The sequence below is a fragment of the Pseudomonas sp. LPB0260 genome, from assembly GCF_013388395.1.
Genome location: NZ_CP058247.1, coordinates 5,319,476 through 5,339,477, shown reverse-complemented (window position 1 = coordinate 5,339,477; position 20,002 = coordinate 5,319,476). Strand labels below are relative to the sequence as shown.

The following is a 20,002-nucleotide window of genomic DNA, read 5'->3' as shown; positions in this document are numbered from 1 at the left end:
ATAAAAACAAAGCACGCACCTACTTGAGGGGGAGCCTAGGCTCCCCCAGTAGCTTCAGCCCCGGCCAGCCTGACTATCTCCCGCCGCTTCCTACACCATCTCCCGACTCGATGCTAGAATCCGCGCCAATCCTGCGGCCATCACGTATTCTGGCCAGTCATTCCGTCAAACAGTGCATCCCATGCTGAAAAAGCTGTTCAAGTCTTTACGCTCTCCCCTTCGCCGCGCCAAGCATTCGCACAGCACCCCCGAGGTGCTGAACAACAGCCAGCACCCGATCCAGCGCGGGGAAATCAGCCGCTACGCCACCAGCGTGGTGGAGCGCCTGCAGAACGCCGGCTACCAGGCGTACCTGGTCGGTGGCTGCGTCCGCGACCTGCTGCTGGACATCGACCCCAAGGATTTCGACGTCGCCACCAGCGCCACCCCCGAACAGGTGCGCGCCGAGTTCCGCAACGCGCGGGTGATCGGCCGGCGCTTCAAGCTGGCCCATGTGCACTTCGGCCGCGAGATCATCGAGGTCGCGACCTTCCGCGCCAACCATCCCCAGGGCGATGAGGAAGAGAACAGCAACCTGGCCTCGCGCAACGAGAGCGGACGCATCCTGCGCGACAACGTCTACGGCAGCCTGGAGGACGACGCCCAGCGCCGCGACTTCACCATCAATGCGCTGTACTACGACCCGAGCAGCGAGCGCATCCTCGACTACGCCAATGGCGTGCACGACATCCGCAACCACCTGATCCGCCTGATCGGCGATCCGACCCAGCGCTACCAGGAAGACCCGGTGCGCATGCTGCGGGCCGTGCGCTTCGCCGCCAAGCTGGACTTCGAAATCGAGAAACACAGCGCCGCGCCCATCTACAAGCTGGCGCCGATGCTGCGCGAGATCCCCTCGGCGCGCCTGTTCGAGGAAGTGCTCAAGCTGTTTCTCGCCGGCTACGCGGTCTACACCTACGAGTTGCTGGTCGACTACGGCCTGTTCGGCGAACTGTTCCCGGCCAGCGCCGCGGCGCTCAAGCAGAACCCGGACTACACCGACACCCTGATCCACAACGCCCTGGCCAACACCGACCTGCGCATCCAGCAGGGCAAGACGGTGACCCCGGCGTTCCTCTTCGCCGCGCTGCTCTGGCCGGCGCTGCCCGCCCGCGTGCTGAAGCTGCAGGAACGTGGCATGCCGCCGATCCCAGCCATGCAGGAAGCCGCCCACGAACTGATCAGCGAGCAGTGCCAGCGCATTGCCGTGCCCAAGCGCTTCACCCTGCCCATCCGCGAGATCTGGGACATGCAGGAGCGCCTGCCGCGGCGCAGCGGCAAGCGTGCCGACCTGCTGCTGGAGAATCCGCGCTTCCGCGCCGGCTATGACTTCCTCCTGCTGCGCGAGAGCGCGGGCGAGCAGACCGGCGGCCTTGGCGCCTGGTGGACCACCTATCAGGATGCCAGCGACAGCGAGCGACGAGCGATGATCCGCGAGCTCAGCAGCAAGGACGACGGCCCCGGCGCCCCGCGCAAGCGCAAGCGCAGCGGCGGCCGGCGCAAGCGCAGCGGCGAAGGCGCGGCAAAGCCGAGCAACGACTGATGGAACGGGTCTATATCGGCCTCGGCAGCAACCTGGCCGAGCCCCTGCAGCAACTGCATGGCGCCCTCGCCGCGCTGGCCGAGCTGCCGCAGTCGCAGCTCAGCGCCACCTCGTCCTTCTATGCCAGCGACCCGCTCGGCCCGGCGGACCAGCCGCGCTACGTCAATGCCGTGGCTGCCCTCGATACCGCGCTCGCCCCCCTGGCCCTGCTCGACGCCTTGCAGGCCATCGAGCTGAACCAGGGCCGCACGCGCAAGGCCGAACGCTGGGGGCCGCGCACCCTCGACCTGGACATCCTGCTGTTCGGCCAGCGCCGCCTCGATGAGCCGCGCCTGACGGTGCCGCATTACCACATGCATGCCCGCCCCTTCGTCCTCTATCCCCTGGCCGAACTGGCCCCGGACCTGGTGCTGCCGGACGGTCGCGCGCTGCAGCAGTTGCTCGACGCCTGCCCCTTCCAGGGACTGGAGCGCCTGGCCTAGAGCCTCTCGTCGCTCCGTCGCCAAGCGCCCGGGCGCGCCGCGACGGCACCACGGATGCTGCGTCCGCGCCCCGCACGCCGGCGCCGCACGGTAACGCCAGTAACGTGCCGGTAACACCCGCAATTGACTTCAAGCCGCCCCATCAGGACTATATGCGTCCCGTTGCCCCGCACCGGTGAAAACCGAGGCCAATGCAGGCCAACTTGAAGCAGCACGGCTGCTGGCTCGACGCCTGATTGAGGACGATTCTCATGCCTGACGTTACCCTGACCACCCTGCAGAGCCTCAAGCAGAGCGGCGAGAAAATCGCCATGCTGACCTGCTACGACGCCACCTTCGCCCAGGTCGCCAGCCAGGCGGGGGTCGAGGTGCTGCTGGTCGGCGACTCCCTCGGCATGGTCCTGCAGGGGCACGACAGCACCCTGCCGGTCAGTGTCGCCGACATGGCCTACCACACCGCCAGCGTCAAGCGCGGCAACCAGGGTGCGCTGATCCTCGTCGACCTGCCGTTCATGGCCTACGCCACCCCCGAACAGACCCTGGCCAACTGCGCCACCCTGATGCAGGCCGGCGCCCACATGGTCAAGCTGGAAGGCGCCGGCTGGCTCGCCGAACCGGTCCGCCTGCTCGCCGAGCGCGGCGTGCCGACCTGTGTGCACCTGGGGCTGACGCCGCAGGCGGTCAATCTGCTCGGCGGCTACAAGGTCCAGGGCCGCCAGGAGGCCCAGGCACGCCAGATGCGCGCCGACGCCATGGCCCTGGAGCAGGCCGGCGCGGCCATGCTGCTGCTCGAGTGCGTGCCCAGTGAACTGGCCGCGGAGATCAGCCAGGCGGTGAAGATCCCGGTGATCGGCATCGGCGCCGGCAGCGCCACCGACGGCCAGGTGCTGGTCCTGCACGACATGCTCGGCCTGTCCCTGAGCGGCCGCACGCCGAAGTTCGTCAAGGACTTCATGGCCGGTCAGAACAACATTCAGGCGGCGCTCGGCGCCTACGTCCAGGCGGTCAAGGCGCAGACCTTCCCCGCCGCCGAACACGGATTCTCCCTATGAACACGGTCAAGACCATTCGCGACCTGCGGGCCGCCGTGGCCCAGGCGCGCGCCGAAGGCAAGCAGATCGGCTTCGTGCCGACCATGGGCAACCTGCATGCCGGCCATGCCGCGCTGGTGACCAAGGCGGCCCAGCGCGCCGACTTCGTGGTGGCGAGCATCTTCGTCAACCCGCTGCAATTTGGCCCGAGCGAAGACCTCGACAAGTACCCGCGTACCCTCGCCGAAGACCAGGACAAGCTGCTCGAAGCCGGTTGCCACCTGCTGTTCGCCCCCGGCGTCGAGGAGATGTACCCGGACGGCATGAACGACCAGACCCGGGTCAGCGTGCCGCGGGTCTCCGAAGGCCTGTGCGGCGCCAGCCGCCCGGGGCACTTCGAGGGCGTCGCCACCGTGGTGACCAAGCTGCTCAACATGGTGCAGCCGGATCTCGCGGTATTCGGCCAGAAGGATTTCCAGCAGCTGGCGGTGATCCGCGCCCTGGTCCGCGACCTGAACATGCCGATCCAGATCATCGGCGAGCCCACCGTGCGCGCCGAGGACGGACTGGCGCTGTCGTCGCGCAACGGCTACCTGACCCCTGAACAGCGTGTCGTGGCGCCCACCCTGTATCGCAGCCTGCAGCAGATCGCCGCGGCGCTGCGCGGGGGTGACCGCGACTTCGCCAAGCTGATCGCCGCCGCCCAGCAGCAGCAGCTCACCGCCGGCTTCCGCCCGGACTATCTGGAAGTTCGCGAAGCCAACAGCCTGCGCCCGGCCACGGCTCAGGATCGCCAGCTGGTGATCCTGGTCGCCGCCTTCATCGGCAACACCCGGCTGATCGACAACCTGGCGCTCGACCTCGACGCCACCCCGTAACCCGCCAGCGGGCTCGTGCGCCGGCGCCCTGGGCTGCTGCGCACCGGCTCGCACAGCCACTGCAACCGCTTAGGAGAACGCCATGCACGCGATCATGCTCAAGGCCAAACTGCACCGCGCCGAAGTCACCCACGCCGTGCTCGACTACGAGGGCTCCTGCGCCATCGACGGTGAGTGGCTGGACCTGGCCGGCATCCATGAGTACGAGCAAATTCAGATCTACAACATCGACAACGGCGAGCGCTTCACCACCTACGCGATTCGCGGCGAAGCCGGCTCGCGGATGATCTCGGTGAACGGCGCGGCGGCGCACAAGGCCAAGGTCGGCGACCGGGTCATTATCTGTGCCTATGCCCAATACAGCGAGGCCGAGCTGGCCAGCTTCAAGCCGCGCATGCTGTACATGGCGCCGGGCAACGAACTGAGCCACACCAGCAACGCCATTCCGTTGCAGGTGGCCTGAGGCGGCGCCCCGCCGGTTACACTCAAAGCCCGGACACAGACAGTGCTCCGGGCTTTTTATTGCCCCTATCGATATCCAGAGAACGCACAAGCAGAAGGAAGCCCCGCAATGGCGTACTACCAGCACCCGCTCGATGTCACCGCCCTGCCCGCCTGGCAGGCACTGCAAAGCCATAGAGCCGGCTTGCAGGACTTCAGCATGCGCGAGGCGTTCAAAGCGGATTCGCAGCGTTTCGATCAGCTGTCATTGAGCAGCTGTGGCCTGTTTCTCGATTACTCGAAGAACCTGATCACCTACAAGACCCGCGACCTGCTGGTGCGTCTGGCCGAAGAGTGTGGCCTGCGGCAGGCGATTGGCGCGCTGTTCGACGGCGCACGGCTCAACGCCTCGGAGGGCCGCCCGGCCCTGCACACCGCGCTGCGCCGGCCGATCGGCGACAAGGTGCTGGTCGATGGCGTCGACGTGATGCCCGAGGTGCACCGGGTGCTGCACCAGATGACCGAACTGGTCGGCAAGGTGCACGACGGCCTGTGGCGCGGCTACAGCGAGAAGCCCATCACCGACGTGGTCAACATCGGCATTGGCGGCTCCTTCCTCGGCCCGCAGCTGGTCTCCGAGGCGCTGCTGCCGTTCGCCCAGCGCGGCGTGCGCTGTCACTACCTGGCCAATATCGACGGCAGCTCGTTCCACGAGCTGGCGGCCAAGCTGCGCGCCGAAACCACCCTGTTCATCGTCTCCTCGAAGACCTTCAGCACCCTGGAAACCCTGAAGAACGCCCAGGCCGCGCGCAGCTGGTACCTGGCCCAGGGCGGCACCGAGGGCGAACTGCACCGCCACTTCATCGCCGTGTCGAGCAACCGCGAGGCGGCGGTGGCCTTCGGCATCCACGAGGAGAACATCCTGCCGATGTGGGACTGGGTCGGCGGGCGCTACTCGCTGTGGTCGGCCATCGGCCTGCCGATCGCCATGTCCATCGGCATGTCCAACTTCAAGGAGCTGCTGTCCGGCGCCTACAGCATGGACGAGCACTTCCAGAACGCCCCGTTCGAGCAGAACATGCCGGTGCTCATGGCCCTGCTGGGCATCTGGTACGGCAACTTCTGGGGCGCCCAGACCCAGGCGATCCTGCCCTACGACCATTACCTGCGTAACATCACCAAGCACCTGCAGCAGCTGGACATGGAGTCCAACGGCAAGCGCGTGCTGCAGGACGGCCGCCCCGTGCCCTGCGCCACCGGCCCGGTGATCTGGGGCGGGGTCGGCTGCAACGGCCAGCACGCCTATCACCAGCTGCTGCACCAGGGCACCGCGCTGATCCCGGCCGACTTCATCGTGCCGGTGGTCAGCTACAACCCGGTGGCCGACCATCACCAGTGGCTCTATGCCAACTGCCTGTCGCAGAGCCAGGCGCTGATGCTCGGCAAGACCCAGGCCGAAGCCGAGGCGGAGCTGCGCGCCAAGGGCCTGGACGAGGACGAGGTGCAGCGCCTGGCGCCGCACAAGGTGATCCCCGGCAACCGCCCGAGCAACACCCTGGTGATGGAACGGGTCAGCCCGCGCCGCCTGGGCGCTCTGGTCGCGCTGTACGAGCACAAGGTGTTCGCCCAGAGCGCCATCTGGGGCATCAACGCCTTCGACCAGTGGGGCGTCGAGCTGGGCAAGGAGCTGGGCAAGAACGTCTACTCGCGCCTGCTCAGCACCGAGCCGGGGCCGGCCGAGGACCCCTCCACCCAGGGCCTGATCGACTTCTTCCGCGCCCGCCATCGCGGTTGAGCCCAGCCGCGCCCTGGCTCAGGTCGGGGCGCAGGCACGGGGTTGCGGCGCTTGATCCGGGGCGCCGCGGGGGTGCTAACCTTACCGACATCGCGGACACAACCAGACAAAAGGACCCGCCATGTTTGAGATCACCCGCCACCCCGTGGCTGACGCCGTGCGCCAGCGCGCGCACCTCGACAGCGCCGACTACCAGCGCCTCTATCAGCAGTCGATCGAGCAACCGGAGACCTTCTGGGCCGAACAGGCCAAGGCCTTTCTCGACTGGTTCAAGCCCTGGCTCAGCGTGCACCACGTCGACATGTACAAGGGCCAGGCGACCTGGTTCAAGGGTGCCCAGCTCAACGTCAGCTACAACTGCATCGACCGCCACCTGGCGCAGCGTGGCGACCAGGTGGCGCTGATCTGGGAGGGCGACGACCCCAGCGAATCGGCCAACATCACCTACAGCAAGCTGCACCAGCAGGTCTGCCGCCTGGCCAACGCCCTGAAGAGCCGCGGCGTGCAGAAGGGCGACCGGGTGTGCATCTACATGCCGATGATTCCGGAAGCCGCCTATGCCATGCTCGCCTGCACGCGCATCGGCGCGGTGCACTCGGTGGTGTTCGGCGGCTTCTCCCCCGATGCCCTGCGCGACCGCATCCTGGATGCCGACTGCCGCACCGTGATCACCGCCGACGAAGGCGTGCGCGGCGGCAAGTACGTGCCGCTCAAGGCCAACGTCGACAAGGCGCTGCAGAGCTGCCCGGACGTCTCCACCGTACTGGTGGTGCAACGCACCCAGGGCGAGATCGACTGGCACGCCGAACGCGACATCTGGTATCACGACGCGCTGCGCGGCGCCGGCGACGACTGCGCGCCCGAGCCGATGGAGGCCGAGGACCCGCTGTTCATCCTCTACACCTCCGGCTCCACCGGCAAGCCCAAGGGTGTGTTGCACACCACCGGCGGCTACCTGCTGATGGCGGCGATGACCCACAAGTACGTGTTCGATTACCACGACGGCGACATCTACTGGTGCACCGCCGATGTCGGCTGGGTCACCGGGCACAGCTACATCGTCTACGGCCCGCTGGCCAACGGCGCCACCAGCCTGGTCTTCGAGGGCGTGCCGAACTATCCGGACGCCTCGCGCTTCTGGCAGGTGATCGACAAGCACCAGGTGAACATCTTCTACACCGCGCCGACCGCCATCCGCGCGCTGATGCGCGAAGGCGAGGGCCCGGTCAAGAGCAGCTCACGGACGAGCCTGCGCCTGCTCGGCTCGGTCGGCGAGCCGATCAACCCGGAAGCCTGGGAGTGGTACTACAACGTGGTCGGCGACCAGCGCTGCCCGATCGTCGACACCTGGTGGCAGACCGAAACCGGCGCCATCATGATCGCCCCGCTGCCCGGCGCCACCGACCTCAAGCCAGGCTCGGCGACCCTGCCATTCTTCGGCGTGCAACCGGTCCTCCTGGATGAGCAGGGCAAGGAAATCGACGGCCCGGCCAGCGGTGTATTGGCGATCAAGGCCAGCTGGCCGAGCCAGATCCGCAGCGTCTATGGCGATCACCAGCGACTGATCGACACCTACTTCAAGCCCTACCCCGGCTACTACTTCAGCGGCGACGGCGCGCGCCGCGACGAGGACGGCTACTACTGGATCACCGGGCGGGTCGACGACGTGATCAACGTCTCCGGCCACCGCATCGGCACCGCCGAAGTGGAAAGCGCCCTGGTGCTGCACGATGCCGTGGCCGAAGCGGCAGTGGTCGGCTACCCCCATGACGTCAAGGGCCAGGGCATCTACGCCTTTGTCACGCCGATGAACGGGGTGGAACCAAGCGACGCGCTGAAGAAGGAACTGCTGGCCCTGGTCGGCAAGGAAATCGGCAGCTTCGCCAAACCCGAACTGCTGCAATGGGCCCCCGGCCTACCCAAGACCCGCTCCGGCAAGATCATGCGACGCATCCTGCGCAAGATCGCCTGCAACGAGCTGGACACCCTCGGCGACACCTCGACCCTGGCCGACCCGAGTGTGGTCGACGGCCTGATCGACCAACGCCTCAATCGCTGAGCACGCTCAGCCCCGCCCAACCGAAAGCCGCCAACACTGCGCGCCCAGCGCCGTGTTGGCGCCGGCAACCGCCCAGGCAAGGGCCGTTCGCGACCGCCCCCATCAGCCCGCACGACTGACCGCGAAAAATACTTGCGCGAGGACCTAAAGCTTTCTCTTGCCGCGACGACACATTTGTCGGAACCAGGAAAAAGCGAGCCGGCAGGTAATGCCCACAAGGAACGTCCAAGGCAGGGATACCCAACCATCTGCCGGTCTCGACGAGCCAGAGTGCGAGCATTCTTGACGCAGTAGGCAGCTCTGGGAAGCGAGATGTAGCGCCACTGAGACGTGGCACAACGCCACCAGTCCGATTTCGGCCACGACCATGTGGCCCCCTGGTACCATCCTGCGCATTTTGAGGCACTGGCAGATCGCGTCAGACGTGGATCTGTGCGGCATCCGGCGACGGGAATAACCAGCAAATTCCGGGCAGAGGACTAGGGCAAATGACCATCATCTCATCCTTCAAGAGCTATACCGTCGACCAGATCTCATCGCTGACGACCGACCAGATCAGGTCCGCTGACGCCAGCGCAATCAAGACGCTGACGGCGTCGCATATCCAGGCCCTGTCACCCGATCAGATCTCCGCCATCGGCTTGGACGACTCGGGGAACTACAAGCCCGATGTCATCGTCGCGCTGAGCGGCACTCAACTGGCCGCGCTCAACCCCTATCAGGTGCAGTACGGTCTCAAGGAAGATCAGATCAGCGCTTTCGGCGCGACTCAGCTCAAGGCACTGACCACCGCGCAGCTGGCCGTGATGACCTATCAGCAGGTCGACGCCATCAACACAGCGCAGATTGGCAGCCTCTCGGCCAACCAGCTCAAGGCCTTCTCCGCCGAGCAGATCCGAGCCCTGGAAGATGGCGCCGGCGACCAACTCAGCAACGCCCAGATCCAGGCACTTACCGTAGGCCAGCTGGATGCCGTGCAGGAGCTGAGCACCAAGCAGATCCAGGCCTTGACCACCAAGCAGGTGCAACTGCTTTCGGCGGATCAGTTGCGCGGCCTGAGCAGCGACCAGATCAACGCACTGACCTCGACCCAGGTGCAGGCGCTCAAGGGTAGCCAGTTCGACGCCATCGACGTTCTCGGCAGCAAGATCAGCTCCCTGACGACCGCGCAGATTGCCAGCTTGAACGCAGACCAACTGCAGTCACTCGAAACCAGCCAGCTGGCCGCGGTGACCGGCTCGCAGTTCAAGGCGCTGACCACCACGCAGATTCAGGCGCTGTCCGACACCCAGATCAAGAGCCTGAGCGCCAACCAGGCCAGGTCCCTCACCACCGCCCAGATCGGCGCACTGACCAGCGAACAGATAGGTGCACTCAGCACCGACTCGATCAGCGTGCTGAATACCACCCAGATCCGCGCGCTGTCGGCGAGCCAGATCGGCCAGATGTCCGACGTTCAGGTCGGTTCGCTGCTGGCCGGCCAGGTCAGCTCGTTGAAAACCGACCAGCTTGGTGCCCTGAGCACCGACCAGATCGCCACCCTCAAGACCGAGGCGATCGCCGCGCTGACCACCGCCCAGGTACAGCAGCTGAGCAGCGACCAGCTCAAGAGCCTGAGCAGCGATCAGGTCAAGGCACTGACCTCCGCCCAGGTGCGAGTCCTAACAGCCGACGCCGTGACCGGGCAGATCAAGGCACTGAGCAGCAGCCAACTGGCGGCGCTTTCGACCTCCGCCGTGGCGGCCCTGACCACCGCCCAGGTCCAGCAACTGTCAACCTCTCAGCTTGGCAGTCTCAGCTCCGGCCAGGCCGGCGCCCTCACCTCGTCTCAAGTGCGTGCTTTGAGCTCGGACCAGTTGCAGAACCTGACCAACGACCAGGTCGCGGCACTCTCCACTGCGGCAATTCGCTCGCTGACCGGCACGCAGATTCAGGCCCTGCGCACCGACCAGGTGCAGGCCCTGACCGACGGGCAGATCCAGAAGCTCAGTTCCACGGCGGTCCGCCAGCTCGATGGCAACCAGCTGAAGGCCATGGCCTACAGCGCGGTACAGGCACTGGCGCCGACCCTGCAAGCCAACCAGATCGCGGCCTTGAGCACCGACCAGGTGCAATCCTTCAGTACCGCGCAGATCGGCGCTCTGTCCACCGGGCAGATCGCCGCCCTGAGCAGCGAGCAGATCGCCGCGCTGAAAACCGATCAGATTGCGGCGTTGAGCTCCACGCAAGTGCGTGCATTGAGCAGCGACGGCGTGACCGGACAGATCAAGGCATTGAGCAATGAGCAGATTGCCGCGCTAAAAACTTCTGCAATCGCCGGACTGAAAACCGAACAGGTGCGCGCTCTCAGCACCGAGCAGATCCGCAGCCTCACCGACTCCCAGGCCGCCGGCCTAAGCGCAACAGCAGTGCGTGCGCTCGATGCAGGTCAGTTGAAGGCACTCGAGCAACAGGACCTGGTCGCCCTGGCCAGCAAGATCCAGGCGAGCCAGATCGGCTCATTGAGCACCGAGCAGGTTCAGTCGCTCGCCACGGCCCAAATCGCGGCGCTGACCACCGCGCAAGTCCAGTCCCTGGACACCACCCAGGTGGCGGCCCTGAGCGCCAGCCAGGCCGGAGCCTTGAGCACCGCACAAGTTCGCGCCCTGACCACCGGCCAGCTTCGCGCCTTGAGCACAGACGCCATCGCGGCGCTGACGACTGGCAGCACCGGCGCCATCGCCGCGCTGCGTACCGATCAGGTCAAGGCACTGGGGACCGAGCAATTGCGTGCACTGAGCGACGCTCAGATCGATAGCCTCAGCGCCACCCAGACCCAGTCGCTGAGCACCGACCAGGTCAAAGCCCTTGAGGCATACGACCTGGGCAAGCTCAAGGGCAACCTGCAAACCGATCAGATTCAGGCCCTCAGCGACGATCAGGTCCGCCAGCTCGCCGCCACCTCCGCGGGTATCGGTGCACTGAGCACTACCCAGGTGCGCGCGTTCAAGGCCAGCCAGATCGCCGCCATGACCTACCAGCAGGTCGAGGCGCTGAGCACCGCCCAAGTCCGCTCTCTGAGCACCAGCCAGCTGCAGGCCTTCACCGGCAACCAGATCGGTAGAATCGAAACCGAGGACCTGCAGGCCCTGCAGACCAACCAATTGGCCGCCTTGAGCGCCGGCCAGTTGCAGTTCCTGTCGTCGTCCCAGGTGCAGAGCCTGAGCGGCACTCAGGTCAAAGCCCTGGACAACACACAGTTGGGCGCAGTGCTGAGCAACCTGTCCACCTCGCAGATCCAGGCCCTGAGCACCGACCAAGTCGCTAACCTGAGTGCCGGCCAGCTGCAAAGCCTGACCAACGAGCAGATTTCCAAGCTGACCACCGGCCAGATGCGCGCGCTGAATACCGACCAGCTTGCAGTGCTCAAGGACCTGTATGCCAGCGACATCAGCGCCCTGACCACCGCCCAGGTGGCGAGCCTGAGCACGGGCGTGCTGGGAGGCCTGACCAGCAACCAGGTCAAGGCGCTGAGCTCCGACCAGATGCAGGCGCTGGGCAATCCGCAAGTGGCGGCCATCCTGCCCAAGCTCGCGGCCAGCGACATGCAGGAGCTTTCCACCAGCCAGGTCGGCAGCCTGAGCACTACCTCGATCGCAGCTCTGACCAGCAATCAGGTAGGCGGCCTGAGCAGCGTCCAGCTGGGCGCGCTTAACAGCGCTCAGCTGACCACGGACCTCTCCGCCGAAACCAAGTCGTTGCTCGAGGTCCTGGGCAGCAAGGTCGATCAGCTCTCGGTCGCCCAGATCAGCGGCCTGGCCGGCGACATCGACAAGCTGACCGGCAGCCAGGTCGGTGCCCTCACCGCCCAACAACTGCGCGCCCTGGATGCGACCCAACTGTCCGCCATGGCCACCGCCGATACCCTCAAGGACATCGGGGGCAATATCGCCGCCCTGCAGAACAGCCAGATTGCCGCCCTCGACGTCACTAAACTGGATAACAGCCAGTTCGGCAGCCTGACCGCTTCGCAGATCAGGTCGTTCGGCAATGCTCAGCTGGGCAACATGAGCAACGGCCAGCTGGGCGCGATTTCGGCAAGCAATCTCAGCGAGTTCACCCTCAGCCAGGTCACGGCCTTCTCGGTGGCCCAGCTGCAGGCGATGAACGATGTCAAGACCAACATGTCGGGCGAACAGAAGGAGGCACTGCTCGCGCACTTGGGCCAGACGGATTACGACACCGTATTCGCCTAAGCCTCAATGGCCAGGTCTTCCTGGCCATCGAGAATACCCACGGGTTTGTCCGGCTCCGCCCCTACTCCAGCGGAGCCGGACCTCGAGTAGACTCGCCCTCGGTGGGGCGCTCGCGCGCTCGTGGGTCTAACCGATCAGATGGCGAGAAACCATGCCCAAGAAGAATCAGAACGCGCCTGCCGGCCTCGACTTCACCCAGGCCACTCAGCAGGCCTGGGAAGGCCGGCTGAACCTGCTGCAACTGCTCGAGATCGCCGGGCAGTTTTCCGCCGAGGGCCGCAACGCCCTGGCTGCGGTGCTCTACCAGACCTGGCTCAAGCGCAATCAAACGACCCACAACCACCTGGCCTACTTCAACCTGGGCGTCATCCTGTTCAGCGAGGGCGACCTAGCAGGGGCAAAGGAGGCCTACAGCCATGCCCTGGGGTTGGCACCGCAGTTCCTCCAGCCGCGCTTCAATCTGGGCCTGGTCTATGAGCGCCAGGGCCAGCATGATGCCGCGACCGCTCAATGGCTGTGGATCGAGGCACATGCCAACCCGACCGACAGCGAGCAGCGCCCCCTGCTGCTGCTGGCGCTGAATAACCTCGGACGCCATTACGAAGAAAAGAGTCGCTATGCCGAGGCCCTCTCGGCCCTGACCAAGAGCCTGAGGATCGAACCGAACCAGCCGGATGTCATTCACCACTGGGTCTTTCTGCGCGCCAAACAATGCTGTTGGCCGGTGTACCAGAGCATCGACGGCATCAGTGAACAGATGTTCCAGCAGTCGACCTCGGCCCTGGCGATGATCAGCCTCTCGGAAGACCCACAGGCACAGCTCGAGGCAGCCCGGCAGTACGTCAGCCGCAAGGTCCAGTCCCAGGTACCCCGGCTCGCGCCAAAGCATGGCTATGGTCACCGCAAGCTGCGCATCGGCTATTGTTCGTCGGATTTCTGCCTGCACCCGGTGGCCATGCTGACCGTCGAGCTCTTCGAGCTGCACGACCGCGACCAGTTCGAGATCTACGGTTTCGACTGGAGCCGCGAAGACGGCTCGGCGCTGCGCCAGCGCGTCATCAAGGCCATGGACCACTTCGAGCACATCCATGCCTTGAGCGACGAGGCCGCCGCCCAGCTGATCCGCCAGCATGAGATCGACATCCTCATCGACCTGCAGGGCCAGACCCTGGGCGCCCGCGCCGGCATGCTGGCGTATCGCCCCGCGCCGATTCAGATCACCTATCTGGGCCTGCCGGCCACCACCGGCCTACCGTCGATCGACTACGTGATCGCCGATCGCTTCCTGATTCCGGAATCGGCCGTGGCGTTCTATTCGGAGAAGCCGCTGTACTTGCCGGACGTCTATCAGGTGAGCGACCGCCAGCGCCAGAGCGCGCCGGTGCCGTCACGGGAAAGCTGTGGCCTGCCGCCTGATGCCTTCGTGTTCTGCTCGTTCAACAACAACTACAAATACACCCCGGAAATGTTCCGCACCTGGATGAGAATCCTCGGCCGCGTACCGGGCAGCGTGCTCTGGCTGCTGGCCGACAACCCCTGGGCCGAGGCCAACCTCAGGCAGGAGGCGCTGGCCTGCGGCATCGATGAGCAACGGCTGATCTTCGCCTCGCGCACCCTCCCGGAGCAGTACCTGGCACGCTATGGGGTGGCCGACCTGTTCCTCGACTGCTACCCGTTCAACGGCGGCACCACCGCCAACGACGCCCTGTGGATGGGCCTGCCGGTACTGACGCGTAGCGGCCAGACCTTTGCCTCGCGCATGGCCGGCGCCCTGCTCACAGCCGCTGGCCTGGACGAGCTCATCACCTACGACCTGGCCAGCTACGAGGAAAAGGCCGTGGCACTGGCCAATTCGACCCGCGAATGCCAGCGCCTGCGCGCTCATCTGCAGCACACCCGCGAGCAGGGCGCGCTGTTCGACACCCCGCGCCTCACGCGCAATCTGGAAAAGCAGTTCAAGACGCTGCACGCCGAGCTGGCCTGAGGCCTCTCGGCGCACTGCCGTCTCGCCCCGAGCCGGCAGTTCTCCACTAGGCGCGCCGACGGCGGCACTGCCGCCCCGGACAGCGACCGCGGTCGCTTGCCGCGGCAAGCCGGCGACCGGCGCCAGCGCATCCGGCCGCAGACTGTTAGCCAGCCCCCCGCTGTGCGACCATGGCCGCCATTCGGATCATCCACTGACTGCGTTTTCGCCTTTGTGAGGATAGTTTCATGCAAGAAGTCGTCATCGTCGCCGCCACCCGCACCGCCATCGGCAGCTTCCAGGGCTCGCTGGCCGGCATTCCGGCCGTCGAGCTGGGCGCCGCGGTGATCCGCCGCCTGCTCGAACAGACCGGCCTGAACGGCGCCGAGGTCGACGAGGTGATCCTCGGTCAGGTGCTCACCGCCGGTGCCGGGCAGAACCCAGCGCGCCAGGCGGCGATCCATGCCGGCCTGCCCCACGCGGTGCCGGCGCTGACCCTCAACAAGGTCTGCGGCTCCGGCCTCAAGGCCCTGCACCTGGGCGCCCAGGCGATTCGCTGCGGCGACGCTGAGGTGATCATCGCCGGCGGCATGGAGAACATGAGCCTGGCGCCCCACGTCGTGCCCAACATGCGCAGCGGCCTGCGCATGGGCCACGGCAAGCTGATCGACACGATGATCCATGACGGCCTGTGGGATGCCTTCAACGACTACCACATGGGCATCACCGCCGAGAATCTGGTGGAGAAGTACGGCATCAGCCGCGCGGAGCAGGACGCCTTCGCCGCCGCCTCGCAGCGCAAGGCCGCCGCGGCCATCGAGTCCGGCCGCTTCGCGGAGGAGATCACCCCGATCCTGATCCCCCAGCGCAAGGGCGAGCCGAAGGCCTTCGTCACCGACGAACAGCCGCGCGCCGGCACCACCCCGGAGTCCCTGGCCGCGCTCAAGCCGGCATTCAAGAAGGACGGCAGCGTCACCTCCGGCAATGCCTCCAGCCTCAACGACGGCGCCGCCGCGGTGTTGCTGATGAGCGCGGCCAAGGCCGAGGCCCTCGGCCTGCCGGTGCTGGCGCGCATCGCCGCCTACGCCAATGCCGGGGTCGATCCGGCGATCATGGGCATCGCCCCGGTCTCGGCCACCCGTCGCTGCCTGGACAAGGCCGGCTGGAGCCTGGAGCAACTCGACCTGATCGAGGCCAACGAGGCCTTCGCCGCCCAGGCCCTGGCGGTCGGCAAGGAGCTGGGCTGGGATGCCGACAAGGTCAACGTCAACGGCGGCGCCATCGCCCTGGGCCACCCGATCGGCGGCTCGGGCTGCCGGGTGCTGGTGACCCTGTTGCACGAGATGATCAAACGCGACGCCAAGAAGGGCCTGGCCACCCTGTGCATCGGCGGCGGCCAGGGCGTGGCCCTGGCCATCGAACGCTAGGCCCTGCCACCGCGCGACTGAACGCCGGCGCCGCTTCGCAAGCAGGCGCCGGCGTTTTTCTTGCTAGACTGCGCGCCTCCTTTTTCCGAGTCGCCGCGCATGACCTCTCTCGATCAGGCGCTGCGCGCCGCCCTCGACAACCGCCAGGCACTGCTCGCCGAGCTGCACCAGCAGGGCACCGACTGCTATCGCCTGTTCCACGGCAGCCAGGAGGGCGCCGGCGGCCTGACCCTCGACCGCTACGGCCCGCAACTGCTGGTACAGAGTTTTCACCAGAGCCTCGAGCGCGCTCAACTGCTGCGCCTGGCCGAGCAGTGCCGCGAGCACCTCAACGAACCCCTGCTGCTGGTCTACAACGACCGCTCCCAGGGCAACTCGCGAGTCGACCGGCAGGACCCGGTCTACCGCGCCGAGGACGCTGCCCTGGACGATCTGCTCGGCCACGAATGGGGCCTCACGTATCGGGTACGTGGCCGCCATCCCGGTCAGGACCCGCTGCTGTTTCTCGACCTGCGCAATGCCCGCGGCTGGATCAAGGCGCACAGCGCCGGCAAGTCCGTGCTCAACCTGTTCGCCTACACCTGCGGCGTCGGCCTCGCCGCCAGCGCCGGCGGCGCCCGCGAGTCGCTCAACCTGGATTTCGCCGAAGGCAACCTGGCGGTCGGCCGCGAGAACGGCGCACTCAACCCGCAACTGCCGCCCATGCAGTTCATCCAGTCGGACTATTTCCCGGCGATCCGTCAGCTGGCCGGCCTGCCGGTGGCCCAGCGCCGCGGCCACAAGCTGCCCAGCTACCCGCGCCTGGACGCGCGGCAGTTCGACCTGGTATTCCTCGACCCGCCGGCCTGGGCCAAGAGCGCCTTCGGCACCGTCGATCTGCTGCGCGACTACCAGAGCCTGCTCAAGCCGGCGATTCTCGCCACCGCCGCCGACGGCGTACTGGTCTGCTGCAACAACCTGGCGAAGGTCGCCCTTGCCGACTGGCGTGAGCAGGTGCTGCGCTGCGCCGCCAAGCTCGGCCGCCCGGTACGCGACTGCCAGGTGCTGACGCCGGCCGCCGACTTCCCCTCGCAGGACGGCCAGTCACCGCTGAAGACCCTGATCCTGAGCTTCTGAATAGCCGTTCGGACGACGCAAAAGCCGCCACAGCTGGCATTTTGGAACCAGCGACGCATGCCATACTCCAAGGCACTTCTCCTCGGGAAAGTTGTCGCCTCACCATGCACAAAGGATTGAAACGCGCCGCCGGCGCCCTGTTGATCGCCACGCTGTTCTACGGCCTGCTGGGTTTTCTGATCCTGCCCGGGGTCGCCCTGCGCGTCGCCAACCAGCAACTGGCGCAGTACAGCAACCAGCCCGCCAGCCTGGAGCGCCTGCAGTTCAACCCCTTGAGCCTGGAGCTCAGCCTGTGGGGCCTGCGGGTCGGCGCAGCCGAGCAGGAGCAGCTGGCGCTGGGCCGGCTCAGCGCCGACCTGGAGATCGACAGCCTGTGGCGCGGCGCCGTGCACCTGGCGCGCATCGAACTGGAGCACCCCCGCGCCGAGGTGCGTTTCGATCGCCAGGGCCAGCTCAACCTCGTCCAGCTGTTCAGGCTGCCGGAGCCTGCACAGCCCAGCGAGGAGACCCGCGAGCCGATGGCCCTGCGTATCGATCAGCTGACGCTGAACGGCGGCAACCTCAGGTTTCAGGACCTGCGCCCAAGCGAGCCGGTCGAGCTGCACTATGACGACCTCAACCTCGAGCTGCGCGACCTCAGCACCCTGGCGGGCGACAGCGCCACGCTGACCCTGAAAGCCAGCGACGCGCAAGGGGCGCGCGTCGACTGGCGCGGACAGCTGAGCCTGGCGCCGCTCAGCTCCAGCGGCCACCTGCAGCTGCGCAAGGCGCACCTGAGGAGCGTCTGGCCCTATGTCCGCGACGTCCTGCCGCTGGTACTGGAAGACGGCCTTATCGACCTGTCCGGCGACTACCAGCTGCAGCTGGCCGACGGCCTGCGCCTGCAACTGGACAAGGCCCGGGCGCGCCTCGCACCTTTTGCCCTCAAGGCGCCCGATGGCCGCCCGCTGCTCAAGCTGGCAAGCCTGGAGATCGCCGACACCCGCGTGGACCTGGGCAAGCGCCAGGTGCGCATCGGCACGCTACGCAGCCAGCAACTGGAAACCTGGGCGGCGCGCGAGGCCGACGGCCAGCTGGACTGGCTGAAGCTGCTGGCGAGCAAAGCCGACTCACCAACCAAGCCGGCACCCACCCAGGCCGCGCCGACCAAGGCCTGGCAGGTGCTGCTGGCCGATGCGCAGCTGCGCGATTACCGCATCCACCTGGCCGACCGCGTCCCTCAACAGGCGGTCGAACTGCAGCTGGGCCCGCTGGATCTCGACCTGCAGGACTTCGACAGCCGCGGCACCACGCCCTTCCGCCTCAAATTGGACACCGGCCTGGGCGCCAAGGGCCGGCTCAAGGCCGAGGGCCAGGCGCAGCTGAGCCCCACCACGGCCACTCTGCAGATCAGCAGCCAGGACATCGACCTGCGCCTGGCCCAGGCCTACCTCACTCCACTGCTTCGCCTGGAGCTGCGCAGCGGCCAGCTGGCCAGCGACCTCAAGCTCAACCTCAGCGGCACAACACCGCTGGCGTTCGGCATCACCGGCAGCGCCCAGGTCAATCGCCTGCACAGCCTGGACACCCTCAAGGAGCGCGACTTCGTGCGCTGGGAGCAACTCGACCTGGACGGCCTGAACTACCAGCATGGCGAGGCCCTGAGCATCGACAAGGTAAGGCTGCAGCAACCCTATGGGCGCTTCATCGTCAATGAGGACCTGAGCACCAACCTCAACGACCTGATCATCAGCCAAGCGGCGGCGCCCGAGGCCCCGGCCGAAACGGGCGCGCGCGCCGGCGAACCGCTGGCGATCCGTATCGGCGAGATCACCATCGCCGAGGGCTCGGCCAACTTCGCCGACTTCAGCCTGACCCCCAACTTCGCCACCGCCATCCAGCAGCTCAATGGCCGTATCGGCACCCTGGACAGCCGCAGCGGCGCGCCGGCCAGCGTGGCCATCAGCGGCAAGGTCGATCGCTATGCCCCGGTCAGCATCAAGGGCAGCCTCAACCCCTTCAACCCGCTGGACAGCCTGGACCTCACCAGCCAGTTCAAGCAGGTCGAACTGACCACCCTGACCCCCTACTCCGGCAAGTTCGCCGGCTACCGTATCCGCAAGGGCCGGCTCAACCTGGACCTGCACTACCGCATCAACAAGGGCCAGCTGCAGGCCGAGAACAACGTGGTGGTCGAACAGCTGCAGCTCGGCCAGCAGGTCGACAGCCCCAGCGCCGTGGATCTGCCGGTGCGCCTGGCCGTCGCCCTGCTCAAGGACGCCAACGGCAAGATCGCCATCCAGCTGCCGGTGCAGGGCAACCTCAACAATCCCGACTTCGATGTCATGCCGATCGTCTGGAAGACCCTGCGCGGCCTGGTGCTGCGCGCCGTAAAGGCGCCCTTCAAGCTGCTCGGCGGACTGGTCAGCGGCGGCACGCAGATGGACCTCGGCCATGTGCCCTTCGCCCCGGGCAGCGCCGAGCTCGACGTCGCCGCCCAGAGCAGCCTGGACACCCTCGCCGGGGCCCTGCAGAAGCGCCCGGCGCTGCGCCTGGAGATCGAGGGCCTGAGCGCGCCAAGCAGCGACGGTCCGCCGCTGGCCGAACAGCGCCTGCAGCGCGCCTACCAGGCCAGCTACCAGAAGCTCCTGCAGGGCCGTGGCGAAGCCGTGCCGAACGACCCGGCGCAGCTGCAGGTGCCCGAAGACGAGAAGAGCGCCTTGCTCGAGGACATCTACCGCAGCCGCCTGAAACAGCCACCACCAGGCGAGTGGGCCGAACTGGACGGGCCACAGCGCGCCGACCTGCTGCGCGAGGCCGTGCTGCAGTCCTGGGCGCAGAGCAAGCTGCTGCTGCGCCAGCTGGCCCAGGAACGCGCCGCCCGCATCAAGGACTACCTGGTCGACAAGACCAGCCTGGCCCAGGAGCGCATCTACCTGCTCGACGTCGGCCTGGGCGAACCCGGCGCCGACGGACGAGTGGCCACCCCGCTGCACCTGGATAGCGAATAAGCT

The 20,002-nt window shown here is 66.7% G+C and carries 12 protein-coding genes; all 12 read left to right on the top strand.

What is annotated here, in order from left to right:
* The first annotated feature begins 181 nt into the window (after nt 1–181).
* The 12 genes from LPB260_RS23830 (at nt 182) to LPB260_RS23775 (ending at nt 19,999) form a co-directional block, all read left to right on the top strand.
* Nucleotides 182–1,582, top strand: a complete 1,401-nt coding sequence (locus LPB260_RS23830; protein WP_208708327.1) for a polynucleotide adenylyltransferase PcnB — start codon at nt 182–184, stop codon at nt 1,580–1,582.
* Complete coding sequence (gene folK / locus LPB260_RS23825; protein ID WP_208708326.1) at nt 1,582–2,064, top strand: 2-amino-4-hydroxy-6-hydroxymethyldihydropteridine diphosphokinase; 483 nt, start codon at nt 1,582–1,584, stop codon at nt 2,062–2,064. Before LPB260_RS23830 ends, folK begins: the two co-directional genes overlap by 1 nt.
* Nucleotides 2,065–2,315: 251 nt before the next feature.
* Entirely contained in the window at nt 2,316–3,116 is an 801-nt protein-coding gene (gene panB / locus LPB260_RS23820; RefSeq protein ID WP_208708325.1) for a 3-methyl-2-oxobutanoate hydroxymethyltransferase, read from the top strand.
* Nucleotides 3,113–3,973 carry a pantoate--beta-alanine ligase gene (panC, locus tag LPB260_RS23815; protein ID WP_208708324.1) on the top strand — a complete coding sequence of 287 codons (861 nt, stop codon included), beginning with the start codon at nt 3,113–3,115 and terminating at the stop codon, nt 3,971–3,973. The genes panB and panC overlap by 4 nt, the downstream gene beginning before the upstream one ends.
* An 82-nt stretch (nt 3,974–4,055) precedes the next feature.
* Nucleotides 4,056–4,436, top strand: a complete 381-nt coding sequence (gene panD, locus LPB260_RS23810; protein WP_208708323.1) for an aspartate 1-decarboxylase — start codon at nt 4,056–4,058, stop codon at nt 4,434–4,436.
* 108 nt (nt 4,437–4,544) lie between these two features.
* Complete coding sequence (gene pgi, locus LPB260_RS23805) at nt 4,545–6,209, top strand: glucose-6-phosphate isomerase (protein WP_208708322.1); 1,665 nt, start codon at nt 4,545–4,547, stop codon at nt 6,207–6,209.
* 121 nt (nt 6,210–6,330) lie between these two features.
* Nucleotides 6,331–8,268, top strand: coding sequence for an acetate--CoA ligase (acs, locus tag LPB260_RS23800; RefSeq protein ID WP_208708321.1), 1,938 nt, complete (start codon nt 6,331–6,333; stop codon nt 8,266–8,268).
* A gap of 488 nt (nt 8,269–8,756) precedes the next feature.
* On the top strand, nt 8,757–12,503 hold the full coding sequence (locus LPB260_RS23795; protein WP_208708320.1) for a hypothetical protein: 3,747 nt from the start codon (nt 8,757–8,759) through the stop codon (nt 12,501–12,503).
* 151 nt (nt 12,504–12,654) lie between these two features.
* Nucleotides 12,655–14,487 (top strand): tetratricopeptide repeat protein, encoded by a 1,833-nt coding sequence (locus LPB260_RS23790; RefSeq protein WP_208708319.1) that lies wholly within the window; start codon nt 12,655–12,657, stop codon nt 14,485–14,487.
* Between the two features lie 227 nt (nt 14,488–14,714).
* Nucleotides 14,715–15,893 (top strand): acetyl-CoA C-acetyltransferase, encoded by a 1,179-nt coding sequence (locus LPB260_RS23785; RefSeq protein WP_208708318.1) that lies wholly within the window; start codon nt 14,715–14,717, stop codon nt 15,891–15,893.
* A 99-nt stretch (nt 15,894–15,992) separates the two neighbouring features.
* On the top strand, nt 15,993–17,009 hold the full coding sequence (locus LPB260_RS23780) for a class I SAM-dependent rRNA methyltransferase (RefSeq protein WP_208708317.1): 1,017 nt from the start codon (nt 15,993–15,995) through the stop codon (nt 17,007–17,009).
* A 104-nt stretch (nt 17,010–17,113) separates the two neighbouring features.
* Entirely contained in the window at nt 17,114–19,999 is a 2,886-nt protein-coding gene (locus LPB260_RS23775; protein WP_208708316.1) for a DUF748 domain-containing protein, read from the top strand.
* Nucleotides 20,000–20,002: the final 3 nt, after the last annotated feature.

Excerpts from the sequence above, each read along its gene's own strand:
- LPB260_RS23830 (WP_208708327.1), top strand. The coding sequence starts at position 182 with ATGCTGAAAAAGCTGTTCAAGTCTTTACGCTCTCCCCTTCGCCGCGCC.
- folK (WP_208708326.1), top strand. The coding sequence starts at position 1,582 with ATGGAACGGGTCTATATCGGCCTCGGCAGCAACCTGGCCGAGCCCCTG.
- panB (WP_208708325.1), top strand. The coding sequence starts at position 2,316 with ATGCCTGACGTTACCCTGACCACCCTGCAGAGCCTCAAGCAGAGCGGC.
- panC (WP_208708324.1), top strand. The coding sequence starts at position 3,113 with ATGAACACGGTCAAGACCATTCGCGACCTGCGGGCCGCCGTGGCCCAG.
- panD (WP_208708323.1), top strand. The coding sequence starts at position 4,056 with ATGCACGCGATCATGCTCAAGGCCAAACTGCACCGCGCCGAAGTCACC.
- pgi (WP_208708322.1), top strand. The coding sequence starts at position 4,545 with ATGGCGTACTACCAGCACCCGCTCGATGTCACCGCCCTGCCCGCCTGG.
- acs (WP_208708321.1), top strand. The coding sequence starts at position 6,331 with ATGTTTGAGATCACCCGCCACCCCGTGGCTGACGCCGTGCGCCAGCGC.
- LPB260_RS23795 (WP_208708320.1), top strand. The coding sequence starts at position 8,757 with ATGACCATCATCTCATCCTTCAAGAGCTATACCGTCGACCAGATCTCA.
- LPB260_RS23790 (WP_208708319.1), top strand. The coding sequence starts at position 12,655 with ATGCCCAAGAAGAATCAGAACGCGCCTGCCGGCCTCGACTTCACCCAG.
- LPB260_RS23785 (WP_208708318.1), top strand. The coding sequence starts at position 14,715 with ATGCAAGAAGTCGTCATCGTCGCCGCCACCCGCACCGCCATCGGCAGC.
- LPB260_RS23780 (WP_208708317.1), top strand. The coding sequence starts at position 15,993 with ATGACCTCTCTCGATCAGGCGCTGCGCGCCGCCCTCGACAACCGCCAG.
- LPB260_RS23775 (WP_208708316.1), top strand. The coding sequence starts at position 17,114 with ATGCACAAAGGATTGAAACGCGCCGCCGGCGCCCTGTTGATCGCCACG.